At 61.2% G+C, this 16,006-nt stretch carries 15 protein-coding genes and 1 tRNA gene; 11 read left to right on the forward strand and 5 right to left on the reverse strand.

What is annotated here, in order from left to right:
• Positions 1–246: 246 nt before the first annotated feature.
• The 4 genes from NKJ15_RS23460 (at position 247) to NKJ15_RS23475 (ending at position 5,218) form a co-directional block, all read left to right on the forward strand.
• Positions 247–1,551 (forward strand): M24 family metallopeptidase, encoded by a 1,305-nt coding sequence (locus NKJ15_RS23460; RefSeq protein WP_352817835.1) that lies wholly within the window; start codon positions 247–249, stop codon positions 1,549–1,551.
• Positions 1,552–1,571: 20 nt separating this feature from the next.
• A complete protein-coding gene (locus NKJ15_RS23465) occupies positions 1,572–2,249 on the forward strand; it encodes an isochorismatase family protein (protein ID WP_352817838.1) in 678 nt (225 codons plus the stop codon).
• Positions 2,250–2,265: 16 nt separating this feature from the next.
• The gene (locus NKJ15_RS23470; protein ID WP_352817841.1) at positions 2,266–3,258 is read left to right on the forward strand and encodes an alpha/beta hydrolase; all 993 of its coding nucleotides are present in this window, start codon (positions 2,266–2,268) and stop codon (positions 3,256–3,258) included.
• A gap of 319 nt (positions 3,259–3,577) precedes the next feature.
• Entirely contained in the window at positions 3,578–5,218 is a 1,641-nt protein-coding gene (locus NKJ15_RS23475) for an ABC transporter substrate-binding protein (RefSeq protein ID WP_352817844.1), read from the forward strand.
• A 139-nt stretch (positions 5,219–5,357) separates the two neighbouring features.
• Here the strand turns inward: NKJ15_RS23475 and NKJ15_RS23480 are convergent, their stop codons facing one another.
• Positions 5,358–5,759 (reverse strand): hypothetical protein, encoded by a 402-nt coding sequence (locus tag NKJ15_RS23480; RefSeq protein ID WP_352683973.1) that lies wholly within the window; start codon positions 5,757–5,759, stop codon positions 5,358–5,360.
• Between the two features lie 778 nt (positions 5,760–6,537).
• Between NKJ15_RS23480 and NKJ15_RS23485 the strand changes: the two genes are divergently transcribed.
• The 7 genes from NKJ15_RS23485 (at position 6,538) to NKJ15_RS23515 (ending at position 12,343) form a co-directional block, all read left to right on the forward strand.
• Positions 6,538–6,927, forward strand: a complete 390-nt coding sequence (locus tag NKJ15_RS23485; RefSeq protein WP_352817847.1) for a hypothetical protein — start codon at positions 6,538–6,540, stop codon at positions 6,925–6,927.
• A gap of 33 nt (positions 6,928–6,960) precedes the next feature.
• Positions 6,961–7,401, forward strand: a complete 441-nt coding sequence (locus NKJ15_RS23490; protein WP_352473549.1) for a hypothetical protein — start codon at positions 6,961–6,963, stop codon at positions 7,399–7,401.
• Between the two features lie 113 nt (positions 7,402–7,514).
• A complete protein-coding gene (locus tag NKJ15_RS23495) occupies positions 7,515–8,435 on the forward strand; it encodes a Do family serine endopeptidase (protein WP_352817850.1) in 921 nt (306 codons plus the stop codon).
• Positions 8,436–8,474: 39 nt separating this feature from the next.
• Positions 8,475–10,769 (forward strand): lysozyme inhibitor LprI family protein, encoded by a 2,295-nt coding sequence (locus NKJ15_RS23500; protein ID WP_352817853.1) that lies wholly within the window; start codon positions 8,475–8,477, stop codon positions 10,767–10,769.
• A gap of 100 nt (positions 10,770–10,869) precedes the next feature.
• Positions 10,870–11,277, forward strand: coding sequence for a lysozyme inhibitor LprI family protein (locus tag NKJ15_RS23505; protein ID WP_352473552.1), 408 nt, complete (start codon positions 10,870–10,872; stop codon positions 11,275–11,277).
• A gap of 115 nt (positions 11,278–11,392) precedes the next feature.
• Positions 11,393–11,893 carry a hypothetical protein gene (locus NKJ15_RS23510; RefSeq protein WP_352614725.1) on the forward strand — a complete coding sequence of 167 codons (501 nt, stop codon included), beginning with the start codon at positions 11,393–11,395 and terminating at the stop codon, positions 11,891–11,893.
• Between the two features lie 78 nt (positions 11,894–11,971).
• A complete protein-coding gene (locus NKJ15_RS23515; protein ID WP_352817857.1) occupies positions 11,972–12,343 on the forward strand; it encodes a DUF4087 domain-containing protein in 372 nt (123 codons plus the stop codon).
• Positions 12,344–12,472: 129 nt separating this feature from the next.
• On the opposite strand, the gene NKJ15_RS23520 is transcribed toward NKJ15_RS23515, so the two are convergent.
• The 4 genes from NKJ15_RS23520 to NKJ15_RS23535 form a co-directional block, all read right to left on the reverse strand.
• A tRNA-Leu gene (locus tag NKJ15_RS23520) sits at positions 12,473–12,557 on the reverse strand.
• Positions 12,558–12,630: 73 nt separating this feature from the next.
• The gene (locus NKJ15_RS23525; protein ID WP_352473555.1) at positions 12,631–13,251 is read right to left on the reverse strand and encodes a 2,3-bisphosphoglycerate-dependent phosphoglycerate mutase; all 621 of its coding nucleotides are present in this window, start codon (positions 13,249–13,251) and stop codon (positions 12,631–12,633) included.
• 59 nt (positions 13,252–13,310) lie between these two features.
• On the reverse strand, positions 13,311–14,144 hold the full coding sequence (gene dapB / locus NKJ15_RS23530) for a 4-hydroxy-tetrahydrodipicolinate reductase (RefSeq protein WP_352817860.1): 834 nt from the start codon (positions 14,142–14,144) through the stop codon (positions 13,311–13,313).
• The gene (locus NKJ15_RS23535) at positions 14,141–16,000 is read right to left on the reverse strand and encodes an ABC transporter ATP-binding protein (RefSeq protein ID WP_352817863.1); all 1,860 of its coding nucleotides are present in this window, start codon (positions 15,998–16,000) and stop codon (positions 14,141–14,143) included. Before NKJ15_RS23535 ends, dapB begins: the two co-directional genes overlap by 4 nt.
• Between the last annotated feature and the right edge of the window lie 6 nt (positions 16,001–16,006).

Here is a 16,006-nt window from a genome sequence, read left to right on the forward strand (position 1 = left end):
CCGATGCTGCCAAAGTTCCCATCAGCCATCGCATCAAGAAATGCGCCTGGAACGACGACTATCTCATCAATGCCATCACTCATATGCGATAGCCCTGCCCTTGAGGGGGAGATGTCCGGAGGACAGAGGGGGGCGCCGTAGAACGCTACGGAACGACTTCAAGCGGTATTTCGCACAACATCTGCGGTATCTCGCACAGCCTCTACGCGGCGCATGGCCCATCCTCGCCGCTTCCAGGAGGCACCCATGAGCATCGTCGTTTTTGACCCCGACAGCACCGAGGATGTCGACTTTAGGGATCGCATGCGCCATCCGGCGGCGGCGGATCCGGCCGGCGGCATGTGGCTGTCGGACACCGAGCCGTCCTTCATCGACGCCGACGCGCTGCGCAAGGGCCGGCTGGCCAGGCTGCGCGCCTGGATGCGCGAGGCCGGCTATGGCGGCGTCGTTTTGTTCGACCCCTACAACCAGCGCTACGCCACCGGTTCGCGCAACATGTTCGGCTATTTCCTGCGCAACTCGACGCGCTATTTCTTCATACCCACCGAAGGGCCGATCGTGCTGTTCGAATATCCGCAGAGCTACCATGTCTCGATGGTGCTCGACACGATCGACGAAGCGCGTCCGTCCAAGCTGGTCTGGTCGTCGGTGTCAGGCCGCGACGACGAGACCGCCGGCCCGTTCGCCGATGAGATCGCCGAATTGCTCAAGGCGCATGGCGGCGGCTCGATGAAGCTCGGCCTTGACCGCTGCAGTCATCTCCAGGCACTGGCGCTCGAAAAGCGCGGCTGCGAGGTGCGGGATTGCCAGGGCGAGATTTTGGCGGTGCGCGCGGTCAAGACGCCCGAGGAAGTAAAATGCCTGCAGGTGTCGATGGCTGGTGCCGAGGCTGCGGTCTATGCCGTGCGCGAGGCGATCAAACCTGGCGTTTCCGAAAACGAGCTGTTCGCCATCATGTATGGTGAGGTCATCCGGCAAGGCGGCGAGTTCATCGAGACCCGGCTGCTGACCTCGGGCCAGCGCACCAATCCGTGGTTCAACGAGGCGAGCGGCCGCAAGATCAGGCCGGGCGAACTCTTGGCGCTCGATACCGATACGATCGGCTGCTACGGCTATTATTCGGACTTTTCGCGCACCTTCCGTTGCGGACCGGGCAAGCCGACGGATTATCAGAAGTCGCTCTACCGCATGGCGCACGACCAGGTTCAGCACAATATCGGGATCGTCAAGCCGGGCATGGCGTTTCGCGAGATTGCCGAAAGGGCCTGGAAGATACCGGACCGCTTCGTCGACCAGCGCTATACCTCGGTCATGCACGGCGTCGGCATGCATGGCGAGACGCCGTTCATCGCGCATGCCATGGACTACGAGACCTATGGCCGCGACGGTGTCATCGTGCCCGGCATGGTGGTCAGCGTCGAAAGCTATATCGGCGAGAAGGGCGGCCGTGAGGGCGTCAAGCTGGAGGACGAGATCCTGATCACCGAGACCGGCACCGAGCTTCTGTCGCGCTTCCCTTATGAGGACGAGTTCCTTGACAGGCAGGTTTGAGTGCTGACAGGCAGTTTTGCATGAAAAGCCCGATCTCGATCAAGCGCGGCAAGGTGGCGGCGGTGTTCATCGATCTCCAGGAGGAGCATCGGCGGGACAAGCGCTATCTGGTCGAAGGCTATGGCGATATCCTCGCCAACGTCCAGCGGCTGCAGACAGCAGCACGAGCCAATCATGTGCCTTTGTATCACTGGGCCTATATCGTCGATCTCGCCACGGCGCGGCCGTTCCACCCGGTCGAGGCCAGCGGCAAGTCGGCATTTTCCGACAAGGACGATCCGCTGACTGCCATCTGCGCGGAAGTAGGCCCGGCGCCAGGCGAGATGATGCTGGTCAAGACCGATGCCAGCGCCTTCCGCGCGGGGCCTGCCGCCGAACGGTTGAAGGCCGATGGCATCGAGTGGCTGGTCGTTGCCGGCGTCTGGACCGAGGCCTGCATCGATGCCACCGTCAAGGATGCGGTGGCGCTCGGGTTTCGAGTGCTGCTGGTCAAGGATGCCTGCGGCAGTGGCAGCACGGCGATGCACCAGACGGCCATCCTCAACCTTGCCAACCGGCTCTATGGCGGTGCCGTCACCACCACCGACGGCGCCTGCCGGCTGCTGGCAGGCGAGACGGTCGAAGCCTGGCAGGTCGAGGGCTCGGTGCCGCTGCGCTTCAGCTATGAAAATGCTGCCCGGCTCTACGCCGAGCTCTGAGCGGGATCGCGCAGCGATGATCACCGGGGCCGAGCGACCCGGAACGAGAGGGCGCGGAAAATACCAGACGCTGCTCGATCCGGAGCTGTGGGCCTATATCGATCGGGTCAACGAGTGGTATCCGCCCGAAATCGTCTACATGCCGATCGACAGGCAGCGGGCGGTCTATAATGCCATGTGCCGGACGTTTCGCGAGCCCTATCCACCTGGTGTCAAGGCCAGCGACAGCGCGGTTCCTGCCGGCGACCGTGCGATCCCGGTCCGACGTTACCAGATGGCGGGCACGGCGCCGCAGGCGATGGTTGTCTATTATCACGGCGGCGGCTTCGTCCTTGGCGGGCTCGACAGCCATGACGACATCTGCGCCGAGATATGCGCCGGCACCGGCTTTGCCGTGCTGTCCGCCGATTACCGGCTGGCGCCCGAGCATCTGCATCCGGCCGCCTTCGACGATGCGCTGGCCGTATTCGAATGGGCGACGGCGACGGCCGGCCTGCCGATAGTGCTCTGCGGCGAAAGCGCCGGCGGCAATCTGGCCGCTGCGGTGGCACAGGCGACACACCGTCATCCTCGCCATGCGATCGGCCAGGTGCTGATCTATCCCGAGCTCGGCGGCCCGGAACCAGTTGGCAAAGAGAGCGCCGGCTCCTGCGTCGAGCACGCCGAAGCGCCGCTGCTGACGTTGCGCGATATCGAATTCTATCGCAACGTGCGCTCCGTAAAGGCACAGTCGCCCGACGATCCGACCTTTTCGCCGCTCCGAGGCAGCAATTTCTCCGGCCTGCCGCCGACCTTCATCATCACGGCCGAGTGCGATCCGCTGTCCTCCGACGGCGAGGCCTATCGCGACTGCATCCTCGCCGCCGGCGGCCGCGCCTGGTGGCGCGAGGAGCCGCGTCTGGTGCACAGTTTCCTGCGCGCCCGCAAAACCGTTCCGCGCGCCGGTGAAGCCTTCGCCCGCATCATTGCGGCCATCGCCGCGCTTGACAAAGGCGACTGGCCTTACTGAGGTTGCGAAGGCCCCCTCATCCGGCGGCTTCGCGTCCACCTTCTCCCCGCTGGCGAGAAGAGCCTGGCATCAACGCAGGCGACCTCCTCTCCCCCGGGGGCGAGGTCGGATTGCCCCGAACTGCCCTTCGCAATTCGGTTGGCAATCCGGGTGAGGGGGACCTCCCGCTTGCGGAACAGCGCACAAGAACTGCGGAAGTCCGAACACTCCCCCACGGGCGCTCGCCCTATCATCCCCAAGGCAATGGCGCTCCGGCGATCGCATCCGTCCCCCGCGTTTGGCGATCGGCAGAGGTGCCAACAACAGGGGAATGACGACAATGAAGTTCATGCTGACCGATCGAAAACTGCATCCGCAGGCCGAGCCCGTCGCCGATGGCTTCAAGAAAGGCCAGATGAACCGCCGCGAATATCTCGCCACCATGGCTGCGCTCGGTATCAGCGCTGCCGGCGCGCTGGCGCTTGGCGGGCTTGCTCCGTCACCGGCCAGGGCCGAGGAGGCGAAGCGCGGCGGCGTCTTGCGCGTTGCCATGAACGTCAAGGGCTGGAAGGATCCGCGCACCTTCGACGGCGTCGAGATGTCCAACGTCGCCCGCCAGTGCAACGAATATTTGGTGCGCTGGAAGCGCGACTTCACCTTCGAGCCATGGCTGCTCGAGAGCTGGGAGACCAGCGACGACGCCCGCGTCCTGACGCTGCATGTCCGCAAGGGCATCACCTGGTCGAACGGCGACACCTTCAACGCCGACGACGTGATCCACAATCTGACGCGCTGGTGTGATGCGTCCGTCGCCGGCAATTCAGTCGCCGCGCGCCTGGGCGCACTGGTCAACGCCGATACCAAGAAGCCCGTCGACGGCGGCATCGAGCGCGTCGACGACGTCACCGTGCGGCTCAATTTGCCGAAGCCCGACATTTCGCTGATCGCCGGCATGGCCGACTACCCGGCGCTGATCATGCACCGCAGCTATGAAGGCGACGGCGATCCGCTGAAGGCATTGGCGATCACCACCGGGCCTTGCGAACTCGTGGCATGGGTCGCCGAGGTCGGCGCCGAAGTCCGCCGCAAAGACAAGCCATGGTGGAAGGGCGAGTTCTACCTCGACGGCATCAAATGGGTGGACTACGGCTCCGACCCCAATGCGATGCTGTCGGCCTTCGAATCGGGCGAGATCGACACCGATCACGAAACCGCCTCCGACACGGTTGCGCAGACCGACTCCATGGGCCTGAGCAATTCGGAAATCGCCACCGGCTCGACCATCGTCGCGCGGTTCAATATCGGCAATCCGCCCTATGACGACATCAAGGTGCGCCGCGCCGCCCAGCTCGCCGTCGACAACGCCGCCGTGCTGAAGATCGGCATGGACAACCGCGGCAAGCCTGCCGAGAACCATCATGTCGGGCCGATGCATCCCGAATATGCCGATATCGGCCCGGCCGTCCGCAACATTGATCAAGCCAAGGCCCTGCTCGCCGAGGCCGGCAAGGCCGACCACGAATACGAACTCATCTCGGTCGACGTCGACTGGCAGAAGAGCTCCGGCGACGCCATCGCTGCGCAGATGCGCGAGGCCGGGCTGAAGATCAAGCGCACCGTGCTGCCGGCCGCGACCTTCTGGAACGACTGGAGCAAATATCCTTTCTCCTGCACGGAATGGCTCGGCCGGCCGCTCGGCGTCCAGGTGCTGGCGCTCGCTTATAAGTCTGGCGCCGCGTGGAACGAGACCGCCTACGCCGATCCGGAATTCGACAGTCTGCTCGACAAGGCGCTGGCGATGCCCGATCCCGGCGCCCGCAAGGAGCTCATGGCCAAGATCGAACAGAATCTGCGCGATTCCGGCGTCATCATCCAGCCCTACTGGCGCTCGGTCTACCGCACCTACCGCAAGGGCGTGCATGGCTGCGAGCAGCACCAATCGCTCGAGCAGCATTTCGAGAAGGTCTGGCTCGAGGCGTAGCCTTGCAGACGACCAATTGTCGGGGCCAGCGCCGCTCCTTCTTCCTTCTCCCCTTGTGGGAGAAGGTGGATTGGCGCGCAGCGCCAAGACGGTTGAGGGGTGCGGACGGAGTGCCGTCAGTATCAAGCTGGAACACCCCTCATCCGGCCGCTTCGCGTCCACCTTCTCCCACAAGGGGAGAAGGAAGAGCCACGCCAGGCCTTGAAATCTCCAGTCCAAGCCGCACGGTCTCCCGCACCAGCAGGTCCAGATCGTCGCGCCGGGTGCGGTGGTTGTTGATCGCCACCCTGAGGCTATGCTGGCCATGCACCGTCGTGTCGGAAATGGCGGCGATGCCTTCTTCCTGCAGCCTCAGCATGATCTCGGTATTGAGCGCTTTCAGGCGCTCCCCGCCCAGTCCGTCCGCGCGGTAGCGAAAGCACACGATGTTGATGCTCACCGGCGCTACCAGTTCGAGTGCCGGTTCGGCCGCGATCAGCGCGCCGAGATAATGCCCTTGCGCGATGTTCTGGTCGATCAGCCGGCTCCCAAAATCGCGCAAGCTGTGTGCGCTGCTCGCCTATCTGGCGCTGGCGCCGCATCCGGTCGGCCGCAGCCGCCTCTGCGAGCTTTTGTGGGATGTGCCGCCCCCACTGCGCCCCTATTTGGCACGCCGCAGCGTTGAAAAGGCGGGCAAAGGGGCGCGTTTCTTTCGGCCCTCGCAACGGTTGGCTGGGTTCGAAAAAATACCACAATAGATCGCGATTAGGGTGATCGTATAAGATGTGGTATCGTCGCGCCTTTTTTGTAGAGATGGGCGCAAAATTCACAAAAACATAGAATATTACTTGCACTAACTCGGCTTAATGAGAGCAAAACTAAGGAAGCATTCCGGAATCTTGCTACTGATCACATTTTAGTATCTGCCAAGATAGTCCGTGCTGATTCCGAATTATTAAGCATTTGCAAAATTCAATCCTGCGATATTGGGATTTGTCCTTGTCATAGGCTGACTCGGATGCATTTCTTGGAAGCACAGCCGCGTCAGCGGATCGTTGAAACATGCTTGGGCGGACTGGGCACTAAGCATGGAGAGGAATATTGACAGTCGCTAATGCGGCGGCCCCCGCTGGGAGCGTTCCCTCCCACGTAAGAGATTACGGCAACCGTCGGCTAAGTCGTCGAATGCATCGCCCACATCCTGGCTTTCGTTTGATGGCTGGCGAAGCTTTGCCCTCCTCCGATTGGCGCCAGCCTTCGCGGCAAAAGCGAGGATCGCCGCCTGCAATGGCCTTCCGATATGGACGATGTCCGCCGCCAGCCAGTCGGAGGAATGAATCATGAAACTCGTAATCTGTGCGGCCTTGGCCACTGCTTTGATGGCGGTCGCCGGTTGTACCACCGACGACTACGGCGGTTGTCGCGGAAAGGGCTGCCTGGCTGATCGGCCCCATAAAGGTGGCCGACAGATTGACTATCGGCCGCAGTTCGACAGGAACGGCAATCCCAACTTCGATACCAGGGGCCGTTACATCGGCTGCCATGGGCTCGGATGTAAAGTCGACGATCCTGATGACGGGGATCAAAGTATCGACGACAGACCGCAGTACGACAGAGAAGGCAATCCCAACTTCGATACGCAAGGCAACTACCAAGGCTGCCGCGGCATCGGCTGCGAGGTCGATACACCGGACGATGACAATTCATCCGACGATGACGATTCCGATTAACGGACTCGGGGGCGAACAAGGAGGAAGCCAATCATGTCTGAATTCAGCGGCCTGGTCCGGCGACATGCCAAAATCGTTATGGTCGGCCTTGCGGGGTTGGGAATGGCGCTGACGTCCGCTTTCGCTGCGAATAACGCCTGTGACGGTATAAAGGTCGAAGTGACGAAGGCGCGCAAGCAGGAATATGCCCCTCTCGTCGTCTCGGCGATGACCAATAAGTTCAAGCCCGCTCAGGCAAAGTTCTTCACGATCATGGAGAGCGGCAGCTGGAGCGCCGCCTACGTCTCCACGCCGGTGAGCGACGACGGCGTGATGTTCTTCCAGACAGTCGACGGAAAGAAGCAGTTTCGCGACGTGTGGGGCGGCTATGCCGAGCCGTCGGAAAAACCTGAACTGGTATCCTGGGCGAAGAAGCTCGGAGCGCCGCAAGACCTGGCAAAGTGTTTTGCCGAGGAAGTTACGGAACGACGGTGATGATCGCTGGAAATTGCCGCTGACCGTTGGTGCAGGGGGAGAATGATTGGTGAGCGCTCCGGGGCGCCGGGGCTCTGAGATCGACTCCAATCATCAGCTGCAGGATGTGCAAAATGCAAACCGTTCGAAAATCCAGACTGATAATGCAGCTCGCCCGTGCATTGGCAACTTCAGTGAAAATGACGGCTGTTGTGAGTGTAGCTGTCCCGCACACGATCAATGTTGCGTATGCCAGCAAATATGATCTGCCGAAACCCTATGTTTCCCGGGCTCTTAACGCGGTTCTGATACCGATCAATCACGCCTCTCGGCACCGCTACCAGATCCCGCCCAAGCTTCGCGGCGTGTATGTCCTGGCCGTTGCACCCCACGGTGTTGCCGCGCGGCAAGGCATCCGACCGGGTGACGTGCTTGCCACAGTGCGGCATCAGCCGATTTCGACGCCGCGCGATGTCGATAGGTTCGTTTGGGCCGCCCTTGCCGCGAGTGCCACCAGTTTCCTGTTTGGCGTGAACCGCGGGACAGAAGTCACAGACGTCGTCGAGGTCAACACCAACATCACCGTCAACAACTTCAACACCAACATCTCGGTCAACAATATCTCCCAATGGACGAGCGTCGACAATCGAGAGGAATGGACGCGGATCGTCGATGAGTATGACGAGGAGATGGAGACGGGCCTCAATGACACAAGCTATCGCGGGGACGACTCGCAGCCTGGGGACGCCAGTCAGGACGCAGAAACGTCTCCTCCCGATGCCGATGACAAAAGTTCCGATGATCAGGACGATCCGAGCGATCAGAACGACGACACTGACGACGATAGTACGGATAACGATGCGTCGGATGACAGCACTGACAACAATAGTTCCGACGATCAGGACGATTCGAGCGATCAGAATGACGATGCAGACCCAACGGACGGTGGTGATGGCGACAACAACACCGACACTGACGACAACAGCTCGGATGACGATGCGACGGATGACAGTACCGACGACGCTGCCGGATCGAACGACGACGATGCCAACTAGCAGCCGACCGGGCCGGCAGTTCTAAACGGAGGTCAACCGATGAAAACCGCGACGCTGACCATTGCCATGGTCCTGGCCATGCCGGCTTTCGTTTTTGCCCAGGACAAGTGCTACGACGCCGCCAAGGATCAGGCCGCCGCGAACGAGTGCGCCGATGCCGCGTCCAAGAAATCCGACAACAAGCTCAACGAGCTTTACAAGCAGATTGAAACCCGCGTGAAGGATGATGTGGATACCAAGACGCTTTTTGTTCAAGCACAGCGCGATTGGGTCAAATTTCGCGACGCGGAGTGCAGTTTCCAGACCGTGGGAGCGGCCGGAGGAAGTGTAATGCCAATGCTCGTCGCGCAGTGCATGGACAGCCTGACGCAATCCCGTGTCAAAGACTTCGAGGATTACCTGAAATGCCAGGAAGGCGATCCGAGCTGCCCCGTTCCGGCAGCGAACACATCACATGCCGCACCTGCGGTGGCCGAAGAGACCGTCCCTGTCCAGGCTGCCGGCCCGATACTTATTCCATTGCAACACGTCAGGGAATACGGAACCGACGGTGGTTATCACAAACTCGGGATCATGGTGGGCATCAATAGTGCCAAGCCTCGTCTGTTCGAATTCGACACCGGGTCGGATGAGTTCAACGCGGAGATCGATTCGAGCGTCCCTGGCGTAAAGCCGGTGCCCGGCAGCAAGCCCGCAATGTACGCCTATGGTGACGGCACCTATGGCGATTGGGTACAACAGGTACGGTTCGACAGCCTGTCTTTTTACGATCCGGATGATGCGTGGGAGCCTGTCGTAACCTTCGACGGCGGCTTTAGCGCTGCTCGGGTGGTGGATTACGTCTACACCAAGGGTTTCGGCGACCTCGAGGATGTGAAATTGATGCAGAAGCCCGTTGGTCAATACGGCGATACGCCAGTCTATGCGGATCTTAATGCGCGCGAGAGAATGCAGAAAGGCGAACCCGGTGGTTCGACGACGTTTTACGGCATCTTTGGAGCCGCCGATTTTATCTTTCCAGGAGACCAGACCAGTGCCCCCGGCGGTCAAACCCGAAGCGGCTATGTGGTCTCTGCCAATGCAAATCTTGGAAAAAGGAAGACGACACCGGGCGGCGGTCCGTGCCTGACGCTGAATTTGTCCCCCAGTCTGAGATCCCAGTTTACGGCCCTGACGCCGTGGGGCGAAGGGGATTTTCAGGCTTACCAGAGACGATTCCCGCGATCAGGCGCGAATGCATCCAATGAGTACGAAGGGTCTTACCGTTATACGATTTCTTTTGACCATAAGGGAAAGAAGCAATCCGTTGATTTCAGCGGACCGGTCTTATTGGATACAGGAACAGCGACATTTGTTCATATTACGAATGAAGATACTTTAAATAAGCTAAAGTCGAAAGGTTTTAAGATTGATAAATACAGTTCTGGCATAATAAACTTCAAGTTTTTTGGATTTGACGATAGTTTCAACAACAGGGAATACAGCGATGTCGTTATCGATCGCCAAAGCGATGAGGAGAGTGGCCATGGAATTTGGGTCGGCCTACCCTTCTTTCAGTCCAATTCCGTGATGTATGATCTGGAGAACAAAACAACCGCCTATTCACCCTATTTTGTCAGCGCTGCCGACTTTACGACAGACGCGGCTGTCAAGGATCAAGTGCAGCTCAACCGAGTGAACGGCGAAATGGGCAGCGACGGATGGCTCGGATTGGCCGGGAACATCTTCGGCGCCGGCGACTTCACGATCGAGAAGGACGCGGACGTGCGCATGACCGGGGCCAATACCTACACGGGCACAACCCACATCGCGGCCGATGGCTATCTTACTCTGGCCGGGCCGGGCAGCATCGAGCATTCCTCGCGCGTCATAGTCGACGGTGTGCTCAACATCGATCAGAAAGGAAACCACCTGAAGCCCTGGGGAGTGGCGCACTCCCTGAACGATACGGCCATTCGCAACCTTGGCGGTAAAGGCGAGGTCTATCTGGGCGCGGGCAGACTGATCCTGACAGCAGCCGACGGGCAATTTGATGGAACCATCGCGGACTTTGATGACGCCGGCGACAGCGGCGGCCTCGTTGTTGCCGGTGGCAAGCTGACGCTGAGCGGCAAGAACAAATATTCGGGCATGACGGAAGTGGTGGCGGGAGCGGAGTTGCACGTGACCGGCTCTTTGACCGGTGACGTTTCCGTCTCGGGACTGCTTGTCGTTGACGGAGAGGTCTCCGGCGAAGTCATGGTCAAGGAGGGCGGCACGCTGACCGGCTCAGGAAAGGTCGGCAACGTCACGGTCGCCGAAGGTGGCAAAGCTGATCCAATGAAAACCAGATAATCGGGCCATGGGCCGATCGTGGCAATAACGGACAGCTGACGAGAACATAGGGCGGGGCTGAGCAACTTAAGAGCTTGACTGCAATCGGAAAGGGAAATCGATGAAAATAGCGATATTGACTGCTGCCGTGGTTCTGGCTGCGCCGACATTCGCCCTTGCCAAGGACAAGTGCGCCGATGCCAAGGATCAGGCCACCATGAATCAGTGCTTCGGTGCCGAGTTCCAGAAATCCGACAAGAAGCTCAATGAGCTTTACAAGCAGATCGAAGCCCGCCTGAAGGACGATGCGGATACCAAGAAGCTTCTTGTTCAGGCACAGCGGGATTGGGGCAAGTTTCGCGACGCGGAGTGCAGTTTTCAGACTGCTGGATCGGCCGGAGGAAGCGTAATACCGATGCTCATCGCGCAATGCATGGACGGCCTGACGCAATCCCGTGTCAAAGCCTTCGAGGGTTACCTGAATTGCAAGGAAGGCGATCTGAGTTGCCCCGTTCCGGCCGCGAACTGACACGTGCTGCAACTTATTTGATCATGATGAAGCCGGCGGCGAGCATGACGTCGCTGCCAGATATGAACAATGCGAGGGACATCATCACTGCGTGGGGACTTGAAGGAGGTGGATTGTGAAACGCTGCGGATCATCGCTCGCAATGGCGATTGCGGCATCTGTGCTGCTGGCATCTGCCGTGCCGGCAACAGCCCAGGATGACATGGGCTTCGACGTCAACGTCACGCTGTCCAAGAAAGCAGCCGCCAAGCTCGCGGCTGAAAAGGAGGGAATCGTCGTCTTCGCCTCCTATTACGGCGACCCCAAGCCGAGCGCCGCGAAGCACGCCAACGAAGTCGGCCTGATCGATCTCACACCGCACGACGAAGAGGTGGAGATACCGGGCACAGGCGGCCACGCCCGCATCAGCGGCGCCAAGGTCGACGCAAAGCGTCTCGACTGGCTTGCCGGCCCTCCCGATGTCAACGTCAACGTTGCGTCGGCGCGCAAGAGCAGCTCGGTCAATCTGCTCGGCTGCGATTTCATCGACGGTCCACTCAGCAACGTCCAAAGGGCGCCCGTGACGCTTCATTGCGGATTGATCGAAGAACATGTGGACACGAAGTTGAAGCCATAAGGCTCGCAAAAGTCATGCGCGTCCCCGGCGCCAACGGATCGGCGGCACGACCTGACCTACTTCAGGGAGGAGATATTCATGCGCCCACTGTTCGCTATCTGTGTCTGCCTGGCTATCATGTCCTTGTCTGCAGCCGCCCATGCCGAGCGCCGTTGTGGCTGGTACTCCAGCCCGACCCCCGGCAACCTCGTCCTGACCGACAGTGACGGGGATTGGTGGATCCAGATGCAGGGACGCCCGGATCCCAAGGGCATCGACAATGTGCCGGCCTTTGACGAGCGGCAATTCGTCGAGACCAATGTGCCTGGTTCGGGTCACGGCTACGGATGTGCGTGCATGAAGGTCGTAACCAACGCCAAGCAACAGAAGATCACCAGAGTGATCTCGGGCCAAATCCTTCCGCTGCTGCGCTGTCGCAACGACAGATCGCTGCCTAACCCGGACGGATAATTGTTGGATATCTTGTGGATACCATGGCTGACGGTAGGCAGCTTAGAGCATTGGATCAAGAAAAAGCCCGGCAAACCGGGCTTTTTCTTGGGTCTCTGAAACCGCATCAATCGGTTCGAAACGGGAATTTGGTGCCCAGAAGAGGACTCGAACCTCCACTCCTTGCGGAACACGGACCTGAACCGTGCGCGTCTACCAATTCCGCCATCTGGGCTGGTGCGCGCTCATTAAGCGGGCGAGGGATGAGTGTCAACGCGCTTTTTTGAAAGCCGCGTTCCTTCTCCGGCTCAATGCTCCAGCACTTCCTTCGACGCCACCGTGGAATCGGCGTTGAGCGTGTAGATGATCGGCACACCGGTGCCGAGCTCGAGCTTGACGATCTCCTCGCCCGATTTGCCGTCCAGCGCCATGATCAGCGCGCGCAGCGAATTGCCGTGCGCCGCCACCAGCACGGTGCCGCCGCGCAGCACATGCGGTTGCAGATCGTGCAGGTAATAGGGCCAGACGCGCGCGCCGGTGTCCTTCAGGCTTTCACCGCCGGGCGGCGGCACGTCATAGGAGCGGCGCCAGACATGCACCTGCTCCTCGCCCCATTTCTTGCGCGCATCATCCTTGTTGAGGCCGGAGAGATCGCCATAGTCGCGCTCGTTCAGCGCCTGGTCGCGAATGGTCTCGAGGTCGCTCTGGCCAACGGCGTCGAGAATATGCTGGCAGGTCTTCTGCGCCCGGATCAGCGACGACGTGAAGGCGATGTCGAACTTCATGCCGCGCGCCCTGAGCTTGGCGCCGGCCGACTTGGCCTCGGCATGGCCCAGTTCGGTCAGGTCGACGTCGCGCCAGCCGGTAAATAGGTTCTTCAGGTTCCATTCGCTCTGGCCGTGGCGCACGAGCACGAGAGTTCTCGACATATTTGCTCCTTCAAATCTTGTGGATCAGCCAAATCTTGTGGATCAGCCAAATCTGTGGATCAGCTTGTCAGGCCGAGCACGTCCCGCATCGAATAGAGGCCCGGCTTGCGGCGGCGCGCCCACAGGGCTGCCTTGACCGCGCCGCGGGCAAAGATCGCCCGGTCCTCGGCATGATGGGCAAGCGTGATGCGCTCGCCGGTACCGGCCAGCACCACACTGTGGTCGCCGACCACCGAGCCGCCGCGCAAGCTGGCGAAACCGATCGAGCCTGCCTTGCGCACGCCGGTATGGCCGTCGCGCACGCGAACATCGTTGCCGGCAAGTGCTACGCCGCGCCCGGCAGCGGCGGCCTCGCCGAGCAGCAGCGCCGTGCCCGACGGAGCATCGACCTTGTGCCGGTGGTGCATTTCCAGGATCTCGATGTCGAAATCGTCGGCATCGAGCGCGCGCGCCGCCTGCTCAACCAGCACCGCCAGCAGATTGACGCCGAGGCTCATATTGCCTGACTTGACCACCGTCGCGTGCCGCGCCGCCGCCGCGATCCTGGCATTGTCTTCAGCCGAGCAGCCGGTGGTGCCGATGATATGGACGATGCGCGCCTGCGCCGCATAGCCGGCGAATTCGACGGTCGCTGCCGGCGTGGTGAAATCGAGCACGCCGTCGGCCTTGGCGAAGGCCGGCAGCGGATCGTCGCCGATCGCCACGCCGAGCCTGCCGACGCCGGCCAGCTCGCCGGCATCCTTGCCGAGATGTGGCGAACCGGCCGGCGCGATGGCGCCGGCGACACGCGCGCCCGGTATCGTGTGGATGGCGCGGATCAGCGCCTGGCCCATGCGGCCAGCCGCGCCCACCACCACCAGGCCCATTTCACTCACGGTCGGCGTGTCGCTCATGAATGTCTCCCGACCGCCTTTTTCGCGTGATCATTTTGCGCCGCAGTCTGGATTGGCTTGGCGTCATCGACAAGCCCCAGCCCTTTCCTGCCTTGCACCCGATGGAACCGCGCATAGACGCTGTGCGGGTCGGCCATCAGCGAGGCATGCGTGCCCTGTTCGACCAGCCGGCCCTGCTCCAGCACGATGATATGGTCGGCATTGACCACCGTCGACAGCCGGTGCGCGATGACAATGGTGGTGCGCCCTTCCATGACATGGGTCAGCGCTTCCTGGACGCGGGCCTCGGCCTCGTTGTCGAGCGCCGAGGTCGCTTCGTCGAGCAGCAGGATCGGCGCCTGCCGAACGATGGCGCGTGCAATCGATACGCGCTGGCGCTGGCCGCCCGACAGCGTCACGCCATTCTCGCCGACCGGCGTGTCGTAGCCTTGCGGCTGCTGGCGAATGAAATCGTGTGCCGCGGCCTGTTGGGCGGCGCGTTCAATCTCTGCGTCGGTGGCGCTCAGCCTGCCGTAGCGGATGTTGTCGCGGATGGTGCCTTCTAACAGATAGGGCTGCTGCGATACATAGGCGATCGAGCCGCGCAGCGAATGCTTGGTGACCTTTGAAATGTCCTGGCCGTCGATTTCGATCCTGCCCGACTCGACATCGTAGAAGCGCTGCAGCAGCGCAACCAGCGTCGTCTTGCCGGCGCCCGAGGCTCCGACGATGGCGGTCACCTTGCCGGCGGCGGCGACAAAGGTCAGATCCTGCAGGACCGGCGCCTCTTCGACATAGCGGAAGGACACGTTGTTGAAGCGCACTTCGCCAGAGGTGAATTTCGCCTCGGCGGCTGCCGGCACGTCACCTTGCTGCGGCTCGAGGTCGAGAAGCTCGTAGATCATGCGCGCATTGACCAGCGACTTTTCCATGCCAACCTGCATACGCGCCAGCCGCCTGGCCGGATCATAGGCAAGCAGCAGGGCGGTGATGAAGGCAAACACCGCGCCCGGCGGCTGGCCGCCGACGGTCGCCCGGTAGCCGGAATAGGCGATGACGCCGGCGACGGCGAAGCCGGCCAGCATTTCGGAGATAGGCGTCAGCCGTTCCGAGACGCGGGCGATCTTGTTTGCCCGCTGCTCGGCGCCCGCGACGAGGCCGCCGATGCGGCGCGACAGCTCGTCTTCCAGGGTGAAGGCCTTGACGATAGCGATGCCTTGCGTCGCTTCCTGCATGGCGCCGATCAGCCGCGAGTTGATCTGCACCGATTCACGGGTGATGCGACGCACCCGGCGCATCAGATAGGTGACACTGTAGATCAAGGGCGGGCCGATCAGCAGCGACATCGCCGAGAGCATCGGGTCCTGCCAGATCATGACGCCGACTAGCGCGACAAGCGATACCGCATCGCGCGCCAGCGATGTCAGCGTCATCGACAGGAGATCGCGGATGCCGTTGACGTTCTCGTTGATCTGCGCGGCGAGCCGGCCCGAGCGGGTGTCATTGAAGAAGCCGACGCCGAGCTTCATCAGATGGTCGAAGATGCGGCGTTGATAGCGCGCCACCAGATTGTTGCCGATTTTGGCCAGCGTCACTGCCTGGCCGTAGCTGGCCAGGCCGCGCAGCATAAAGGCGGCCAGGATCGACACGCTGATCAGCGCGATAAGATCGCCGCGCCGTTGGTAGAAGATCTGATCGATGACATCCTTCATGATCCAGGCTGTGAAGGCGGTCGTCGCCGCGATCGTCACCAGGCACAGCACGGCAAGAGCATAGTACCAGCGATAATCGCGGCTGTTCTCGGCGATGATGCGGCGGATCACCGCCACGATCTCGCTGGGACGGACTTTCCCTTTGGTTGGTGCTGGAATTGTCACGTTGGA

The sequence above is a fragment of the Mesorhizobium sp. M0207 genome, from assembly GCF_040321995.1.
In the GTDB taxonomy this organism is placed as follows: Bacteria; Pseudomonadota; Alphaproteobacteria; order Rhizobiales; family Rhizobiaceae; genus Mesorhizobium.

What these genes read in the sequence shown, in the direction of transcription:
- NKJ15_RS23460 (WP_352817835.1), top strand. Translation starts at nt 247, where the DNA reads ATGAGCATCGTCGTTTTTGACCCCGACAGCACCGAGGATGTCGACTTT.
- NKJ15_RS23465 (WP_352817838.1), top strand. Translation starts at nt 1,572, where the DNA reads ATGAAAAGCCCGATCTCGATCAAGCGCGGCAAGGTGGCGGCGGTGTTC.
- NKJ15_RS23470 (WP_352817841.1), top strand. Translation starts at nt 2,266, where the DNA reads ATGATCACCGGGGCCGAGCGACCCGGAACGAGAGGGCGCGGAAAATAC.
- NKJ15_RS23475 (WP_352817844.1), top strand. Translation starts at nt 3,578, where the DNA reads ATGAAGTTCATGCTGACCGATCGAAAACTGCATCCGCAGGCCGAGCCC.
- NKJ15_RS23485 (WP_352817847.1), top strand. Translation starts at nt 6,538, where the DNA reads ATGAAACTCGTAATCTGTGCGGCCTTGGCCACTGCTTTGATGGCGGTC.
- NKJ15_RS23490 (WP_352473549.1), top strand. Translation starts at nt 6,961, where the DNA reads ATGTCTGAATTCAGCGGCCTGGTCCGGCGACATGCCAAAATCGTTATG.
- NKJ15_RS23495 (WP_352817850.1), top strand. Translation starts at nt 7,515, where the DNA reads ATGCAAACCGTTCGAAAATCCAGACTGATAATGCAGCTCGCCCGTGCA.
- NKJ15_RS23500 (WP_352817853.1), top strand. Translation starts at nt 8,475, where the DNA reads ATGAAAACCGCGACGCTGACCATTGCCATGGTCCTGGCCATGCCGGCT.
- NKJ15_RS23505 (WP_352473552.1), top strand. Translation starts at nt 10,870, where the DNA reads ATGAAAATAGCGATATTGACTGCTGCCGTGGTTCTGGCTGCGCCGACA.
- NKJ15_RS23515 (WP_352817857.1), top strand. Translation starts at nt 11,972, where the DNA reads ATGCGCCCACTGTTCGCTATCTGTGTCTGCCTGGCTATCATGTCCTTG.
- NKJ15_RS23525 (WP_352473555.1), bottom strand. Translation starts at nt 13,251, where the DNA reads ATGTCGAGAACTCTCGTGCTCGTGCGCCACGGCCAGAGCGAATGGAAC.
- dapB (WP_352817860.1), bottom strand. Translation starts at nt 14,144, where the DNA reads ATGAGCGACACGCCGACCGTGAGTGAAATGGGCCTGGTGGTGGTGGGC.